Annotated in this window: 16 protein-coding genes; 13 read left to right on the forward strand and 3 right to left on the reverse strand. The window is 39.8% G+C overall.

Features of this window, described 5'->3' with window-relative positions; all coding sequences use genetic code 11:
- Together CD001_RS03790 and CD001_RS03795 are read left to right on the forward strand one after the other, a co-directional pair.
- Complete coding sequence (locus CD001_RS03790) at positions 1 to 966, forward strand: ABC transporter ATP-binding protein (RefSeq protein WP_179298592.1); 966 nt, start codon at positions 1 to 3, stop codon at positions 964 to 966.
- Positions 963 to 1,976, forward strand: coding sequence for an ABC transporter ATP-binding protein (locus CD001_RS03795; protein WP_096186264.1), 1,014 nt, complete (start codon positions 963 to 965; stop codon positions 1,974 to 1,976). Before CD001_RS03790 ends, CD001_RS03795 begins: the two co-directional genes overlap by 4 nt.
- A gap of 83 nt (positions 1,977 to 2,059) precedes the next feature.
- On the opposite strand, the gene CD001_RS03800 is transcribed toward CD001_RS03795, so the two are convergent.
- Both CD001_RS03800 and CD001_RS03805 read right to left on the reverse strand, forming a co-directional pair.
- Positions 2,060 to 3,451: an MATE family efflux transporter gene (locus CD001_RS03800; RefSeq protein WP_096186265.1), complete on the reverse strand. Its 1,392-nt coding sequence runs from the start codon at positions 3,449 to 3,451 to the stop codon at positions 2,060 to 2,062.
- A 22-nt stretch (positions 3,452 to 3,473) separates the two neighbouring features.
- Entirely contained in the window at positions 3,474 to 3,746 is a 273-nt protein-coding gene (locus tag CD001_RS03805) for a metal-sensing transcriptional repressor (protein WP_096186266.1), read from the reverse strand.
- Positions 3,747 to 3,942: 196 nt separating this feature from the next.
- Between CD001_RS03805 and CD001_RS03810 the strand changes: the two genes are divergently transcribed.
- The 8 genes from CD001_RS03810 (at position 3,943) to CD001_RS03845 (ending at position 12,957) form a co-directional block, all read left to right on the forward strand.
- Positions 3,943 to 4,287 (forward strand): metal-sensitive transcriptional regulator, encoded by a 345-nt coding sequence (locus CD001_RS03810; RefSeq protein WP_407081091.1) that lies wholly within the window; start codon positions 3,943 to 3,945, stop codon positions 4,285 to 4,287.
- Positions 4,288 to 4,312: 25 nt separating this feature from the next.
- On the forward strand, positions 4,313 to 4,534 hold the full coding sequence (copZ, locus tag CD001_RS03815; RefSeq protein WP_096186267.1) for a copper chaperone CopZ: 222 nt from the start codon (positions 4,313 to 4,315) through the stop codon (positions 4,532 to 4,534).
- A 146-nt stretch (positions 4,535 to 4,680) separates the two neighbouring features.
- Positions 4,681 to 7,113 (forward strand): heavy metal translocating P-type ATPase, encoded by a 2,433-nt coding sequence (locus CD001_RS03820; protein WP_096186268.1) that lies wholly within the window; start codon positions 4,681 to 4,683, stop codon positions 7,111 to 7,113.
- Positions 7,110 to 8,033: a hypothetical protein gene (locus tag CD001_RS03825; RefSeq protein ID WP_096186269.1), complete on the forward strand. Its 924-nt coding sequence runs from the start codon at positions 7,110 to 7,112 to the stop codon at positions 8,031 to 8,033. The genes CD001_RS03820 and CD001_RS03825 overlap by 4 nt, the downstream gene beginning before the upstream one ends.
- Before the next feature lie 120 nt (positions 8,034 to 8,153).
- The gene (gene hutG, locus CD001_RS03830; RefSeq protein ID WP_306454107.1) at positions 8,154 to 9,077 is read left to right on the forward strand and encodes a formimidoylglutamase; all 924 of its coding nucleotides are present in this window, start codon (positions 8,154 to 8,156) and stop codon (positions 9,075 to 9,077) included.
- A gap of 37 nt (positions 9,078 to 9,114) precedes the next feature.
- Entirely contained in the window at positions 9,115 to 10,782 is a 1,668-nt protein-coding gene (hutU, locus tag CD001_RS03835) for a urocanate hydratase (protein ID WP_096186271.1), read from the forward strand.
- A gap of 68 nt (positions 10,783 to 10,850) precedes the next feature.
- Positions 10,851 to 12,110 (forward strand): imidazolonepropionase, encoded by a 1,260-nt coding sequence (hutI, locus tag CD001_RS03840; RefSeq protein WP_096186272.1) that lies wholly within the window; start codon positions 10,851 to 10,853, stop codon positions 12,108 to 12,110.
- 232 nt (positions 12,111 to 12,342) lie between these two features.
- A complete protein-coding gene (locus CD001_RS03845; protein WP_096186273.1) occupies positions 12,343 to 12,957 on the forward strand; it encodes a DJ-1/PfpI family protein in 615 nt (204 codons plus the stop codon).
- A gap of 126 nt (positions 12,958 to 13,083) precedes the next feature.
- Here the strand turns inward: CD001_RS03845 and CD001_RS03850 are convergent, their stop codons facing one another.
- Positions 13,084 to 13,416 (reverse strand): four-helix bundle copper-binding protein, encoded by a 333-nt coding sequence (locus CD001_RS03850; protein ID WP_096186274.1) that lies wholly within the window; start codon positions 13,414 to 13,416, stop codon positions 13,084 to 13,086.
- Between the two features lie 336 nt (positions 13,417 to 13,752).
- On the opposite strand from CD001_RS03850, the gene CD001_RS03855 reads away from it, so the two are divergent.
- The 3 genes from CD001_RS03855 (at position 13,753) to CD001_RS26240 (ending at position 16,096) form a co-directional block, all read left to right on the forward strand.
- Positions 13,753 to 14,979 carry a YVTN family beta-propeller repeat protein gene (locus CD001_RS03855; RefSeq protein WP_096186275.1) on the forward strand — a complete coding sequence of 409 codons (1,227 nt, stop codon included), beginning with the start codon at positions 13,753 to 13,755 and terminating at the stop codon, positions 14,977 to 14,979.
- 155 nt (positions 14,980 to 15,134) lie between these two features.
- Positions 15,135 to 15,836: a response regulator transcription factor gene (locus CD001_RS03860; RefSeq protein WP_096186276.1), complete on the forward strand. Its 702-nt coding sequence runs from the start codon at positions 15,135 to 15,137 to the stop codon at positions 15,834 to 15,836.
- 83 nt (positions 15,837 to 15,919) lie between these two features.
- Positions 15,920 to 16,096, forward strand: coding sequence for a hypothetical protein (locus CD001_RS26240; RefSeq protein WP_179298593.1), 177 nt, complete (start codon positions 15,920 to 15,922; stop codon positions 16,094 to 16,096).
- The last annotated feature ends 32 nt before the right edge of the window (positions 16,097 to 16,128 follow it).

A 16,128-nucleotide genomic window follows, 5' to 3' on the forward strand; every position in this document is an offset into this window, starting at 1 on the left:
ATGGAAGATATATTGACAGTTGAGGATCTCTCAACACATTTTACAACTGATAAAGGTGTAGCTAAAGCAGTTGAAGGAGTCAGCTTTTCAGTTAAGCAGGGAGAAATGCTGGGTCTTATCGGTGAATCAGGATGCGGTAAAACTACAGTAGCTCAATCTATTTTAAGATTAATAGAATACCCCGGAAAGGTAGTAGGTGGAAAAGCTCTGTTGGATGGCAAGGACTTAATTCAGGCTACAGACAGAGAACTTGAGAAACTAAGGTGGAAAGAGATTTCAGTAATTCCTCAAAGTGCTATGAACGCTCTTAATCCTATTTATACTGTCGGAGAGCAAATAATAGAATCTATACTTCTTCACGAAAACGTTTCAAGGAAAGAGGCTGTCAGAAGAACGAAAGAGCTGCTGGAACTGGTTGGAATTGATGGGGAACGATGGAGGCATTATCCCCATGAATTCAGCGGCGGGATGAAACAGCGGGTGGCTATTGCAATGGCCCTATCATGTAATCCAAAACTTGTTATATCAGATGAGTCGACTACTGGTCTGGACGTTCTTACCCAGGCTCAGGTAATAGCATTAATTAAAAAGCTTCAAAGGGAATTGAATCTCTCAGTTATACTTATTTCCCATGACCTTCCTATGGTTACTGCAATTTGTGACCGCATTGCGATAATGTATGCCGGAAAGATTATTGAATGGGCAGACACGAAGGATATTCTCACAGACGCACGTCATCCGTATGCTCAAGGTCTCCTGAAAGCTACACCTGACCTGGCAGAACCTGATAGGGACGTTATATCGATACCAGGAAGTGTGCCTAACTTAGTAAATCCGCCAGCTGGCTGTAGGTTCCATCCAAGGTGCGCAAACGCTATGGATATTTGCAAACAGCAGGTTCCTGAATTGAAGGAAGTAAAGCCAGGTCATTTCTCAGCTTGTTTCTTAGAGGGGGTTGGAGTATGAGTGAAGCATTAATTCAAGTGAAAAACCTCCGAAAAACTTTTACGAAAAAGTCAGGTAATATTTTCAATAGGAAAACGACCGAGGTCCATGCGGTTAATAATATTAATCTAGAAATAAAAAAAGGTGAAATTCTAGGTATTATCGGGGAAAGCGGCTGCGGAAAAACAACGACAGCCAGGATGATCATGCGGTTAATGAAGGAATCAAGCGGTGACATCATTTTTGATGGTGACAACCTCTCAAAATTAAATGAATCACAGACAAATAAAATGCGAAAAAAGATGCAAATGATATTCCAGGATCCATATGATACTTTAAATCCAGGAATGAGAATATTGGATATTATCATGGAGCCGTTGAATGCCCATGAAAAAAATATGTCATTTGAAGCTAAAGTTGAGCAGGTGAAACATGCTGTAGAGGAGATAGACTTAAAGCCTGCTGAAGACTTTATATACAGGTATCCTCATCAGCTGAGCGGAGGACAAAGGCAGAGGATAGCGATAGCGCGGGCGATTATCCTCCAGCCATTATTTATCGCAGCAGATGAACCTACTTCTATGCTTGATGTCTCTGTCCGTGCCGGAATCCTTAATACTATGCTGAATTTAAAAAAGAAAATGGGTCTAACTATGATGTTCATTACACATGACCTTGCAACCGCAAGTTATATGTGCGACCGTATTGCCGTAATGTACCAGGGAAAAATAGTAGAAGTAGGGGCTACGCAGAAAATAATCCGTAATCCTTCACATCCATACACAAAGGCACTTGTTTCAGTGGTGGCCGACCTGAATTTCTTTATTGAAAATAAAGAAAGTATTATTCTCGATGGCGAAGTCGATGCGACTAAGGTTCACAGCGGCTGCCCGTTTGTTGAAAGATGCCCGCATCAGGAAGATCAATGCCGCACAGTGAAACCTGACCTGGAATGTGTGGACGGAGAACATTTTGTTTCCTGCCACTGTCACCAGCATATTAAGGAAGAAAAGGAAGTCTCAATTTCATAAAGTGAAAAGAAAGCATAAAAAAGAGAAGTTAATCTCTATTGTTAACTTCTCTTTTTTAAAAAATAAAGTCCCTTACTTTTATATTAAATTCCTGACTGTTTACCTCTTGTATGTTTAAAAAATTTCTCATGAATCCAATCATCCCTGGTGAATTTTCTCCAGAGGATGACAGCCCGGAAAAGATTATCTAGGCCGATTGCAATCCAGACACCGGCGATGCCGAATCCTAGAGATATACCAAGAAGATAAACTCCGACGGTACGAATAACCCAGATGCCGATAGCGGTAATGTACATTGGATACTTTGTATTACCGCCCCCCTGGAAAACACCGGTAAGTACAAGCACCACTCCAAGTACAGGCTGGATAAAAGCATCAATCTGGAGAGCAATCTTAATCTCTCGGATAACATCCAGATCGTTTGTGAAGAAGGAACCGAGCCATTCTGCAGAAAAAAAGAGTACTACACCCAGAACAGTCATTATCCCAGCTGCAAGGTAAGTTATCAGTTTTCCTACCTGCTTGGCTTCCTGGAGCCGTCCTGCTCCAATATACTGGCCCATCAAGGTTGTGGCCGCAGCAGCAAAACCATAACCGATCATATAAGAAAACACTTCAATACTTCCGGCAATCTGGTGAGCTGCAAATGTATGTGTTCCGAGCTGAATGATGAACCCAAAATAAAGGACCTGGCCGATTCTCATAACAAGGCGTTCACCAGCTGCAGGGCCGCCCATTGATAAAAGATCGAACTGCATTGCTTTTGAAGGTTTCCAATAATCTCTAGTAAAGAACCCAATTTCAGTTTTAGAGGCTCTGATATAACGCCATAACATAATAACACCAACTATCCGCACAAGGACAGTGGCAAGTGCAGCACCAACGATACCCATCGCCGGTATAAAAAGGAAGCCGAAGATCAAAATGTAGTCCAGTATAATATGTAAAATATTTATATATATACTGACCTTCATAGGTGTTTTCGTGTCACCTGTACCTCTCAGGATGCTTCCGAGCACAAACATGAGTGAAATGAAGATTGAAGGGACGGCAACAATCTGAAAGTAAATAGTTCCACTTGCAATCACTTCTTCTTCCGCTCCCATTAACTGTAGGAATATCGGTGCGAAAAAGAGTGTTAATATTCCGAAAATTACTCCGGCAATTAGGGCTAAGATAATTGACTGCTGAGTAACATGTTTTGCTTTTTCCTTGTCGTTCGCCCCAATATATTTGGCGATATAAATATTGGCTGCAACTCCGATAGACATAAAGACAGCAAAATAAACCTGCAGGATTGCATTTGTAACCCCGACGGCGGAAACTTCCACAAGACCGATTTGGGAAAGGAATAAAGTATCTACAAAACCAATAACTGTCTGAAAAAAGTTATCAATAATTGCAGGAAGGGCAAGCGCAAAAATGACTTTAAACTGTTCTTTCGATGTCGGTTCCTGGGGAAGTGTATTTTTCATGATATATCGTCTCCCATCTGAATTATCGTATGAATTTGTCCATTGCTTCTTTTAATTCCTTTAAAATAAGCTGTTCATCACCTGACTTTACTGCATTCACTACACAGCTCTCCAGGTGATCATATAAAATTATTTTGCCGCAGCTGTCGATAGCCGAGCGTACAGCGGCCAGCTGGATAAGAAGGTCGCCGCAGTCCCGTCCTTCCTTGGTCATTTCTTTAACAGATCTCACATGGCCTTCGATTCTTGCTAAACGGTTTACAATTTGCTTTCTTTCTTTATGGTGGTCAGTCATCAGCAGTATCTCCTTTACTTGTATTTGAGTACATTATAACCCCTTAGGGGGGATGTGTAAATAAATTATACTCGATAAAAAAATTATGGTATCAATGTTTTTTTATCTGTTTATTTACATACGGGGGTGAGGTATAGTATAATTGGATTAAGTTGAATATTTAAGGTGAAAAAATATGATTGGAGGCTAGGCTTTGGTGCAACCGACCGAATTAAAAGATCTGCTTGTTAAAAAAGATGAAAAGAAGTGTTGCAGTAGTGATAATTTTCACGGACATGTCTCTCCAGATGTAAAGGTGGCATTAATAAAACGGATGAGCAGAATTGAAGGGCAGGTACGCGGGATTAAAGGCATGATAGACCGGGATGTATATTGTGATGATGTACTGAACCAAATGTCAGCAGTACAATCGGCTTTAAATTCTGTTTCACGGCTCCTTTTGGACAGTCACATGAAAACTTGTGTGATTGAAAGACTTAAAGAAGACGACAGAGAAGTAGTGGATGAGTTTTTGAAAACGGTATCTAAGTTGATGAAATAAATAAACTAAAAAAGGTGGTATTTATATGGCAAATGAAACAGTAAAAAAAGAAACTCTTAAAGTAGAAGGGATGTCATGCGGACACTGTGTCTCCGCAGTAGAGGGCAGTGTTGGCGGTTTAGATGGAGTATCGGGGGTAAATGTTAACCTGGATGAAGGCCTTGTAGAGGTTGAATATAACAACGGACTAGTTACTCTGGAAAAAATCAAAGAAACAATTGATGAAGAAGGCTATGACGTAGTTTAAGTATTAAAAAGATAGTAGTCCATACTGTGCCGCCAGACTGCGGCACAGTACCAATATTCAGTCATTTTCTTTGGCTCTTTACATACCCTACTGGTGTATTGTATAGTAACGGAAATCAAACAACAGAAAAGGAAGGAGAGAAATCAATGAACACAAAAGAAGCTACTTTAAAAATTTCTGGTATGACCTGTGCTGCATGTGCAAACCGGATTGAAAAAGTTTTAAATAAAATTGATGGTGTACAGGAAGCTAATGTTAATTTCGCGCTTGAACGGTCAAAAGTCATTTTTGACCCTTCACTGACTAATACCCTTGATTTTGAGCAAAGAATAGAAAAAATCGGTTTCAAGGTTGTTACTGAGAAAACAGAATTTAACGTGTCCGGAATGACCTGTGCTGCTTGCGCAAATCGGATTGAAAAGCGCCTTAATAAAATGGAGGGAGTTTCCACGGCGAATGTAAACTTTGCCCTGGAAACGGCCACCGTGCAATATGATGATTCGGCAGTTTCAATCAACGACATGAAAGAGGCAATTAATAAGCTTGGTTTCAAGTTAATGCCAAAAGAGAGCGAAGAAAGCAAAACGGATTATAAGGAGAAGGAGATCGAGAGGCAGACCGGAAAATTCCTTCTGGCCGCCATATTGACCCTTCCACTTCTATGGACAATGGTTGCCCATTTTGAATTTACGTTGTTCATTTATATGCCTGACATGTTTATGAATCCTTGGGTACAGCTTGCTCTTGCAACACCAGTTCAGTTTTTAGTCGGTGCCCAGTTTTACCAAGGCGCCTATAAGTCACTGAAAAATAAAAGCGCCAATATGGATGTGCTGGTAGCGCTCGGAACAAGTGCCGCTTATTTTTACAGTATATATCTCGGTTGGGAATGGATGCAGGCAGGCGCAATAGGTATGCCGGAGCTGTATTTCGAAGCTGCAGCAATAATCATCACACTGATTGTACTTGGAAAATTGTTTGAAGTACGTGCGAAAAGCAAGACCAGTCAGGCTATTCAGAAGCTACTTGGACTCCAGGCGAAAACGGCCGCTGTTATTCGTGACGGTAAGGAAATGATTATCCCAATCGAAGAAGTTTTAACGGGAGATATCGTAGTAGTAAAACCTGGTGAAAAAGTACCTGTTGATGGTGAAGTGGTGGAAGGCCGCTCAGCAGTAGACGAGTCGATGATTACCGGGGAGAGCATTCCGATTGATAAGGCTGACGGGGATGGTGTAATCGGAGCGACAATAAATAAGAATGGTCTACTGAAAGTGCGGGCTACCAAAGTAGGGAAAGACACAGCACTTTCACAAATCGTAAAAATTGTTGAAGAAGCACAAGGGTCTAAAGCTGATATTCAAAGAATGGTAGACAAAGTATCCAGCATTTTTGTTCCGGTAGTAGTGGTATTTGCTGTATTAACATTCCTTACATGGTATTTTGTTGTAGCACCAGGAGATATGCGGGCCGCACTAATCCCAATGATTTCTATCCTTGTTATTGCCTGTCCTTGTGCTCTAGGCCTTGCCACTCCTACTTCCATTATGGCTGGTTCAGGACGCTCAGCCGAAATAGGTGTACTGTTTAAAGGCGGTGAGCATCTTGAAAATACTCAGGCTGTTCAGACAGTAGTTCTAGATAAAACTGGGACTGTAACAAAAGGTGAGCCTGAGTTGACAGATGTTTCTGTCTCAAAATCATTTACAGAAGAGGAATTATTAAAAGTTGTAGGATCCGCTGAGAAAAACTCGGAACACCCGCTAGCTCAGGCAATTGTTAACGGGGTGAAAGAAAAAGGTATTCAATTGATTGAACCAAGTGACTTTGAAGCTATACCGGGACATGGTATCCGGGCCACTGTAGATGGAAAAGAGGTTCTTGCAGGTACCAGAAAACTGATGAAGAAATTCTCTGTCTCTGTTGATGAGGCAAATCAATATATGGAAAATCTTGAAAACCAGGGTAAAACAGCTATGCTGATAGCTTTTGATGGGAAATTTGCAGGGGTTATCGCGGTTGCCGATACAGTGAAGGATACTTCCAAAGCTGCAATCGAGAGAATGAAAGATCTTGGTTTAGAGGTTATAATGCTCACTGGCGATAATACAAGGACTGCGGAGGCAATTGCTAAACAAGTTGGGGTTACTGATGTAATCGCGGAAGTCCTCCCTGAGCAGAAGAGCGACGAGATTGTTAAACTTCAGAGACAGGGTAAAAAGGTTGCTATGGTAGGTGACGGCATCAATGATGCACCAGCCCTTGCAGTAGCCGATATCGGAATGGCTATCGGGACAGGAACTGACGTAGCGATTGAAGCAGCGGATATTACACTCATGCGCGGTGACTTGAACAGCGTGGCGGATGCTATCACTATGAGCAGAAAAACGATGAGGAATATTAAGCAGAATCTGTTTTTTGCTTTCATTTACAACACTTCTGCAATACCAATCGCAGCGATAGGACTTCTTGCACCATGGGTAGCAGGGGCTGCAATGGCATTCAGCTCTGTTTCTGTAGTATTGAACGCTCTTAGGCTTCAGAAAGTTAAACTTGTAAAAGGGGAGGGATCCGTATGACGAAAGGAATAAGGGTATGGGTCATTTCCGGAATCGCTTACTTGATTCTTGTAATAGCCGGATACAGCGCTATAACCGGTGCAAATCCCCTGACAAGCGGGGAGATGCATCATGTGGATCACGATAATAACAATGCACACGAAGAGGAGCATTATGATAACGACCATAATGATCATGAAAACAACGAAAGTCATAATGACTATGAAGAAAACCATAATGACGGAGAACATAATGAGCACAATGATAATGAAGAACACGACCATGGGGACACTCACGCACACGGCGGCGGTGACTCGGAAGTAACGGTCCATGTTACTTATGAGTCAGGAAAGATTCAAGTACACCTTGAAGATGATGAGGGCCATGCACCTGAATTGCGTGAAACTCATGAAGAGTTAATGCACCTTATTGTAGTGAGCGATGAACTTGAAGATTACTTCCATTATCATCCTGTACAGCTGGAAAAGGACTTGTTCGAAACAGAAGTTTCCCTTGAAGAAGGAACATATTACGTCTTTGTTGATATCAGTCCACAAGGAAAAGATTATTCAATTGAGCCAATGAAAATAGATGTGGGAGAAGGTTCCAGCGACCGACCTCAGTTAACCTCAGATAGTGTAATGAAGCAGGTTCAAGAAGGAAAAGAAGTCGTGTTTTCACACACTGAGTTGTCTGTCGGGGACCCTGTGACTTTAACATTTGAATTGAGTGAAGCTCCCCAGCCTTATTTAGGTGCATTAGGACATGTAGTTATCATTGATGAAGATGTAGAAGAATTTATTCATGTGCATCCGATGTCTAAAAACGAGACTGTATTTGATGCACACTTTGAGAAACCTGGGACTTATAAGCTATGGGCGGAATTCAAATTCGAAGGCCAAGGAGTACTTGTTTTCTCGTATGTATTTGAAATTGAGTAAAAGAATGCCAACTTAATTATTTTTTGCTCATGCTGTTGAGAAATATAGTTAACATATTCAGAATTTAAAAATTAGTTTGAATGGAGGTGTTTTCCTATTTATAAGATAACAGACAAAGAAATTTGGAATGGACGAGTAGACAGCGAAACGGATCGAGCAAGTTTTCTCTTCCATCAACGTGTAATTTGTAAGCACGTTGATGACATAGAACAGTACAATTCTGCTTATGTTATTGTTGGTTTCACTTGTGATGAAGGGGTACGACGAAACAAAGGGCGACTCGGTGCAAAGATGGCACCCTCTGCAATTCGTAAATTACTAGGGAAATTACCTTATAACCTCCTCGAGGATCTTGATACCTTTGATATAGGCGATGTTGCTTGCTTGGATGAAGATTTGGAGAGAGCACAGAAAGAATTAGGTCAAACAGTTAACAAACTTTTTCGAAAAAATAAGACTCCGATTATATTAGGGGGAGGACACGAAACCCTATATGGTCATTATTTAGGAGCCAGACAGTTTATTGGTGAAGATAAAACGTTAGGGGTAATCAATATTGATGCTCATTTCGATTTAAGAAATGATGATATACCGACATCGGGAACGATGTTTAGGCAAATTTTAGAGCAGGATAAGAATGCAGGATATTTATGTTTAGGAGTTCAGGAATTTGGTAACACAAAAGCATTGTTTCAAACAGCTGAAAAATTGAGTTGCAGCTATATATTAGAGAAAAACCTGGCCCCTGATAATTTCCAACAAACATATGAAACAATTGATACATTCGTTAAAAACTATGATTGTGTGATTGTAACACTATGTATGGATTCGATTATTTCGTCTGCAGCACCCGGAGTTAGTGCCCCATCACCTTTTGGAATTGAGCCAAAAACAGTAAGAACCTTACTTGGATATATTGCAGGGAAAGAAAATGTACTTAGCTTTGATATATCAGAGGTAAATCCGTTATTTGATGAAGATGAAAAAACAGTAAGATTAGCAGCTCATTTGGTTGCAGAGATCATGAGCAGTTATAAAAAATAATGTTTAATTGTTTTAATTTATTCTAGGAGATGATTAGATGGGAACAAAATCTAGTATTCCTGTTATACAATATCGAGGCTCCGAACTTCATACTAAGGGATGGATTCAGGAAGCCGCATTACGAATGTTGAATAACAACCTAAGCCCAGAAGTTGCTGAAAACCCAGATGACCTTGTTGTATATGGTGGGATTGGTAAGGCGGCACGTAATTGGCAAAGCTATGAAGCGATTGTAAGGGAATTAAAACAACTAGAAGATGATGAAACACTATTAATCCAGTCAGGAAAGCCTGTTGTAGTTTTCCGAACACATAAGAATGCCCCAAAAGTACTTATTGCAAACTCAAACTTAGTTCCTGCTTGGGCAAACTGGGATCACTTTAACGAGCTTGATCAGAAGGGATTAATGATGTACGGACAAATGACGGCTGGTAGTTGGATTTATATTGGAAGTCAAGGAATTGTACAAGGAACATATGAAACATTTGCTGAATGTGCGAGGCAACATTTTAATGGTAGTTTGAAAGGAACAATTACCCTCACCGCTGGACTAGGAGGGATGGGAGGGGCTCAACCACTAGCTGTGACATTGAATGATGGTGTCTGTATTGCGATTGAAGTGGATCAGCATCGAATTAATCGACGCTTGGAAACAAAGTATTTGGATACACAAGCTTCTAGTTTGGAAGAATCTATTAAATTAGCAACGGAAGCACGTGACCAGGGGAAGGCGCTATCCATTGGGTTACTGGGTAATGCAGCAGAACTATTGCCGGAAATGATTGAAAAAGATTTTATTCCGAATGTGTTAACAGATCAAACATCAGCACATGACCCGTTAAATGGATATATTCCTGAAAATATGACACTTGAAGAAGCTATTGAATTAAGAAAAAGTGATCCTATATTATACACCAAAAAATCAAGGAAAAGTATTGCTGTTCATGTGAAAGCAATGTTAAAAATGCAGGATTCTGGTTCCATTACATTTGATTATGGAAATAACATTCGCCAAGTTGCAAAAGACGAAGGAGTGGAAAATGCTTTTAGCTTTCCTGGCTTTGTCCCAGCCTATATTCGCCCACAATTCTGTGAAGGAAAAGGACCGTTCCGTTGGGTAGCCCTCTCTGGTGACCCAGAAGACATTTATAAATTAGATGAAGTAATCTTGCGTGAATTTAGCTATAATGAGTCACTTTGCAAGTGGATGCGCATGGCACAGGAAAAAATTCAATTCCAAGGCCTTCCTTCCAGAATATGCTGGCTTGGATATGGAGAAAGAGCCCGTTTCGGAAAAATAATTAATAAAATGGTCGCAAGTGGAGAATTGAAAGCCCCAATTGTTATTGGACGTGATCATTTAGATTCAGGATCTGTTGCCTCCCCAAATAGGGAGACAGAAGCAATGAAAGATGGAAGTGACACGGTAGCGGATTGGCCAATACTAAATGCGTTGATTAATAGTGTTGGTGGTGCTAGCTGGGTTAGTGTTCACCATGGTGGAGGAGTTGGCATGGGATATTCTCTACATGCTGGTATGGTAATCGTAGCTGATGGGACAAAAGATGCTGAGGAACGTATTGAACGTGTACTTACAACGGACCCAGGTATGGGAGTAGCAAGACATGTAGATGCGGGTTACGAGCTGGCAGAAAAGACAGCGATGGAAAAAGGTGTTCATATACCAATGTTAAATACTAAATAGTTTATACCCTTTTCAAAACCCGGTAATGGTATATAGATAAATGGAAAGTAAAAAGGGAGTAATTATTAATGACTAAAATGATATACATCAAAAATGCTTCACAGATTATTACGATGAAGGGACATTCAGATCAACCAGCACAAAAAGCAGACATGTCTAATATAGGTGTTATCGAAAACGGAAGCGTCCTTACTCAAGACGACAAAATTATCGCTGTGGGAACAGATGAAGAGATCCAGTCAAAGTATAAAGAAGAGATTTCAAAGGCGGACCAAATTGATGCAACGAATAAGATCGTTACCCCAGGGTTAGTTGATCCTCATACCCATCTAGTTTATGCCGGTACTAGAGAGAACGAATACGCTATGCGTTTAAAAGGTAAAACCTATATGGAAATTATGAATGCTGGAGGCGGAATTCATGCAACTACAAGAACTACCCAACAAGCTGACTTTGAGCAATTATATAAAGAATCAAAAAGACGCTTAGATACTTTTATAAAATATGGGGTCACAACAATCGAAGCAAAAAGTGGTTATGGATTAACGACAGAAGATGAAATAAAACAACTAGAAGTAGCAAAACAACTGAATGAAAGTCACGCTGTTGATATCGTCTCAACGTTTATGGGTGCGCATGCAATACCGATGGAGGATAAAGATAACCCAGAGAAATTTATTGATCTTGTGATCAACGAAATGATACCTGAAGTAGCAAAACATAAATTGGCAACTTTTAATGATGTGTTTTGTGAACGCGGTGTATTCACACCAGATCAATCTAGAAGAATCTTGGAAGCGGGAAAAAAATACGGTCTAATACCAAAAATTCATGCAGATGAAATCGAGCCATATGCAGGAGCGGAGTTGGCAGCAGAGGTAGGAGCAGTATCGGCAGACCATTTACTGAAAATATCTGATCAAGGAATCCAAATGATGACAGAAAAAAATGTTATAGGTGTCTTGTTACCGGGAACTGCTTTTTTCCTAATGGCAGAGTTTGCAAAGGCAAGGAAGATGATTGATAGTGGGGTTCCTATTGCCTTATCCACAGATGCCAATCCAGGTTCGTCTCCAACCTTGTCATTACAATTCATCATGAATCTAGGTTGTTTAAAAATGGGTATGACGCCAGAAGAAGTATTGACTGCTACAACAATTAACGCTGCTCATGCTATCGGTCGAGCAGATTTAATCGGTAGCTTAGAAATAGGGAAGATGGCAGATATCACTATTTTTGATGTGAAAAATTACTATATGTTGTCGTATAACTATGGAATGAATCACGTTGAAAAGGTAATAAAGAGAGGTGAGCTAGTAGTAGGCTAATTTAATCAATTAGTTAGCCCAGAATATAAATTAACTTTGAGGAAAAAAATATGCATTTATCAACGAAAAAGCTTGACATAGCTTGCCATATGCCCCTTTAAAGTAGTATTATTCCATGTCCTATTGGATGGCTTTCAAATAGATCTAAAGATAGTGTAGATAATACAGTAAATGACAGAACATTATTTGGAACCCATTTGTGGGAATTGCATATTAAAAGGAGTTTATGAAAATGCTCAAAAAATACCATGTAGGTATACTACTATTTAATTATGTTGATGCTTTAGATTTTGCTGGCCCCTATGAAGTTTTTAACTTAACTACTTATAGTAATAACGATGTAAAAAAACTCTTCTCTAGCAATTTAGAGGATAAACCGTTTATGGTAAATACAGTTTCTCAAGATGGGAAGCAAATAACAGTACATAACGGTCTGCAAGTAAAGCCTGATTACAGTTTTTTCAATGCACCGAAATTTGACATTATCATTGTTCCTGGAGGTCCATTAAAAGCATTAAATTTAGTAGGGAGTAATAAAGAAATAATATCTTGGATTGAGAACTATAAGGATAAGATAGTAGCATCTGTATGTACTGGAGCATTTTTCTTAGCCCAAGCGGGAATTCTTAACGGGAAAAAAGCGACTACAAATCGGGTAGCCTTAAATCTGTTAGAGAGAAGTTTCCCAGAAGTAGAAGTTATTAGAGGAGTTAAGTATGTGGATGAAGGAAAAGTTATTACTTCAGCAGGTATATCCGCAGGAATTCAAATGGCCTTACATGTTGTTAGCAAATTATTTGACGAAGAGACAGCTAAACGAACTGCTCATACAATTGAATTAGATTAAATTATATTCCGCCTATAAGCATCTCTGCTTTATGTGACCCTTTCATTTTAGTAATACAAATGATTAAGTAGCATTTAAAAAGACGGCCAAACCTTCAACTCAAGAGGCTGGCCGTCTTTTAGTACATTATGCAGTAAGTTTTCGGCATTCTTCTGCGCACTTAAAGCATGCTTCCGCACATTTTTGACAGTGTTCATGATGGTCGTGCTTTTTGCATTCTTCTCCACATGCTTCACAGATCTCGGCACATACCGCAGCCAGTTGAGAAGCAAATGGTGTGCCTCTCCCTAAAGCCTGTTCTAAGTAGGAGCAAATATCTGCACATTCTCTGTCAAGGCGGATACACTCTGCCAGCATCTTCACATTGTCTTCCTTTAAACAAGCATCATAACAATGGTTGCACGCTTCCATACATTCGTGTAAGGTTTCGATTAATGATTGGTACTTTTCATGTGGCATATACTATTCCTCCTTTTTAGGTTTCTAATAAACAGTTTTCCACTTAGAAATAATTGTTAAACAGGATTTAGGAAGATTCGGTGCAACCAAGTTAGATTTAATCTTCCGTTAATAATTTGTTGTCAAAAAGAAATCTGAACTTCATACAAACTCCAATTTTTTTAAATATATAATACATTAGGTTCCTCTCAGGTAGTTATAAAGAAAGTGTGAAGAAAGAGAGACAATAGTTTGAACAGGAAAGAAATATAATTTTGTATGGTGATATACCTCACTCTAAGTTAATGTGTGCTCCTTTAATATAAACTTATAAAACTTAAGGAGGACTTTATCATCATGAAAAGAAAATCTACTTTGTTTTTAACCAGTATCCTTGCCGGAGCTCTCTTGTTGTCGGCATGCAGTGGAGAAGCCAATTCAGCGGAGACGGAGAGTAATTCTAATGAAGTTCTAGAGGGAAATGAGACAAATGAAACAAATGTAAATGGTGCAAACGAAGAAAATGGCGATGGGGCAAATGGGGATGAAGAGGAATCAGAAGAAACAGCCGTAAACAATGGTAACGAAGAAGAATACATCATTGCTGTAGCGAATGAAAAGGACGAAACTTTATCGGTAATTTATTATCCGGATGGCAGACAGGAATTGATCGAACTGGATGGGCAGGCACATAATGTGGAGGTTAATAAAGGAACAGGATTAATATGGGTAACGATCAACCCACCTCATGGTCATGGTGATGATGACGACGAAGACGGTCACAGTCATGGAAATAATGAAGATAATGAAAATAATCATGCCTATGGATCAAATGAAGACGAAGGAAATGGTGAACTCGTTACAGCCTATGACATTAACACTTTGGAAAAGGTAGCGGAGTATCCTGCAGGGAGCCATCCTGCACACGTATCAATCACAGAGGACGGGAATACTGTAGTTTTCTCCAATTCAGGTGAAGACACTGTAACTATTGTAGACCGTGCTACCGAGGAAGCTACTATAATAGAGGTTGGGAACTATCCACATGGTCTCCGAGTTTCTCCGGATCAGAGTTCAGTTTATGTTGCAAACATGCAGAGTGGCGATATAAGTATTATAGACCTTGAGGAAAAAACTGAAGTAAAGAGGTTGCATGTAGGAGATGGAGCAGTACAGACAGGTTTTTCCCATGACGGTAAATATGCATTTGCTGGATTACATCTTGCTGATCAGCTTGCAGTTATTGATACAGCGAGCCAGGAGCTTGTGAAGACAATTGATGTAGGTACTGGTCCTGTACAAATGTATGCCACTTACGATAATAAATATGTAATTGTCGCTAATCAGGGCAGTGAAGAAAACCCATCTGACACCATTTCAATTATTAGCTTGGAAGAGATGGAAGTGGTGAAGGAGCTGCAACTTGGCAAAGGTGCCCATGGAGTAGTGGTTTCCGAAGACAGCCTCTATGCATTTGTAACAAATATGTTTGAGGAAACTATCTCGGTAGTTAACCTCGAGACACTTGAAGAAGAAGAGCGTATAAACGTAGGAAAGTACCCAAATGGAATTTCAATAAATTAAGTGGTAAAATTCCCTCACCGCATAGTGAGGGAATAATTTTTTAGCTTTTTGAGCGGGTGAGCTTGTAAAAAATTAATCTTCATAAAAAATTCACTTGTTTGGTTTACTATATAATATAAAAGGAACTGATAGACACATTCGGGAGGTTTGGTTCTATGGGTGAACAAATTTTGATTGTGGATGATGAGAAGGAAATGAGAAAGCTGCTGTCAATATGTCTGAGACCAAGCCATTATCAGATAGATGAAGCCAGTAATGGGGAGGAAGCACTGGAAAAGATAAAGCAGTTTGATTACCAGTTAGTCATGCTGGATATTATGATGCCGGTCAAAGACGGATTTGAACTGTTGAAAACTTTAAGATTAAATTTGGAGAAACATATTCCTGTTATACTATTAACCGCACTTGGGGACTCAGACAGAGTAGTGGAGGGTCTTAAGTTAGGTGCAGATGATTATATCGTTAAACCATTTGAGCCAAAGGAGCTATTGGCAAGGGTAGAGGCTGTGCTTCGCAGATCAAGGAACAAATGGAATACTGCAGAGAAGGAAGGGTTTACAGTGATGGATCTGCATTTTCAGCCGGATAGTTATCGAGTGATATATGAGAACAAGGTACTACCACTAACAAAAAAAGAATTTCAAATCTTTTACCGGCTTGCGAACAATCCGGGGAGAGTGTTTAGCCGGGAAGATCTTCTGGAACTGGAGTGGGGTCTTGCCTACGAAGGTGATAATAGAACAGTCGATACCCATGTAAAGAATATACGGGAAAAACTAAAGAGCATTGGTTATGACAGGCCCGTGATTGAAACTGTCTGGGGAATTGGCTATAAAATCCCCGACTCAGACACATAAAGCGGCCGAATGGAACTTTTTATAAGTTATCCATATACCAAATTATAACTTCATCTGAAGGGTTCTATCGAAGGGATGGTTTTATGAGTGTTGCAGAATCTATAGTACATCTTCCGAGCTGGGAAGATGGAGGGTACATTTACACCTTTACATTAATGTTATTTATCTTCATTGCAGCTCAGGTTCTTGTCAGCATTTTAAAAAGGGAGAACAAAAAGCTCGAAGGAAGAGAAAAGCGTAAGGACGATGAAATTAAGTGACTTTAACATCTAGTGTACTTCAGAGGGGTAAT

This window comes from Evansella halocellulosilytica (genome assembly GCF_002335745.1).
Classification (GTDB): Bacteria; Bacillota; Bacilli; order Bacillales; family Salisediminibacteriaceae; genus Bacillus_CA; species Bacillus_CA halocellulosilytica.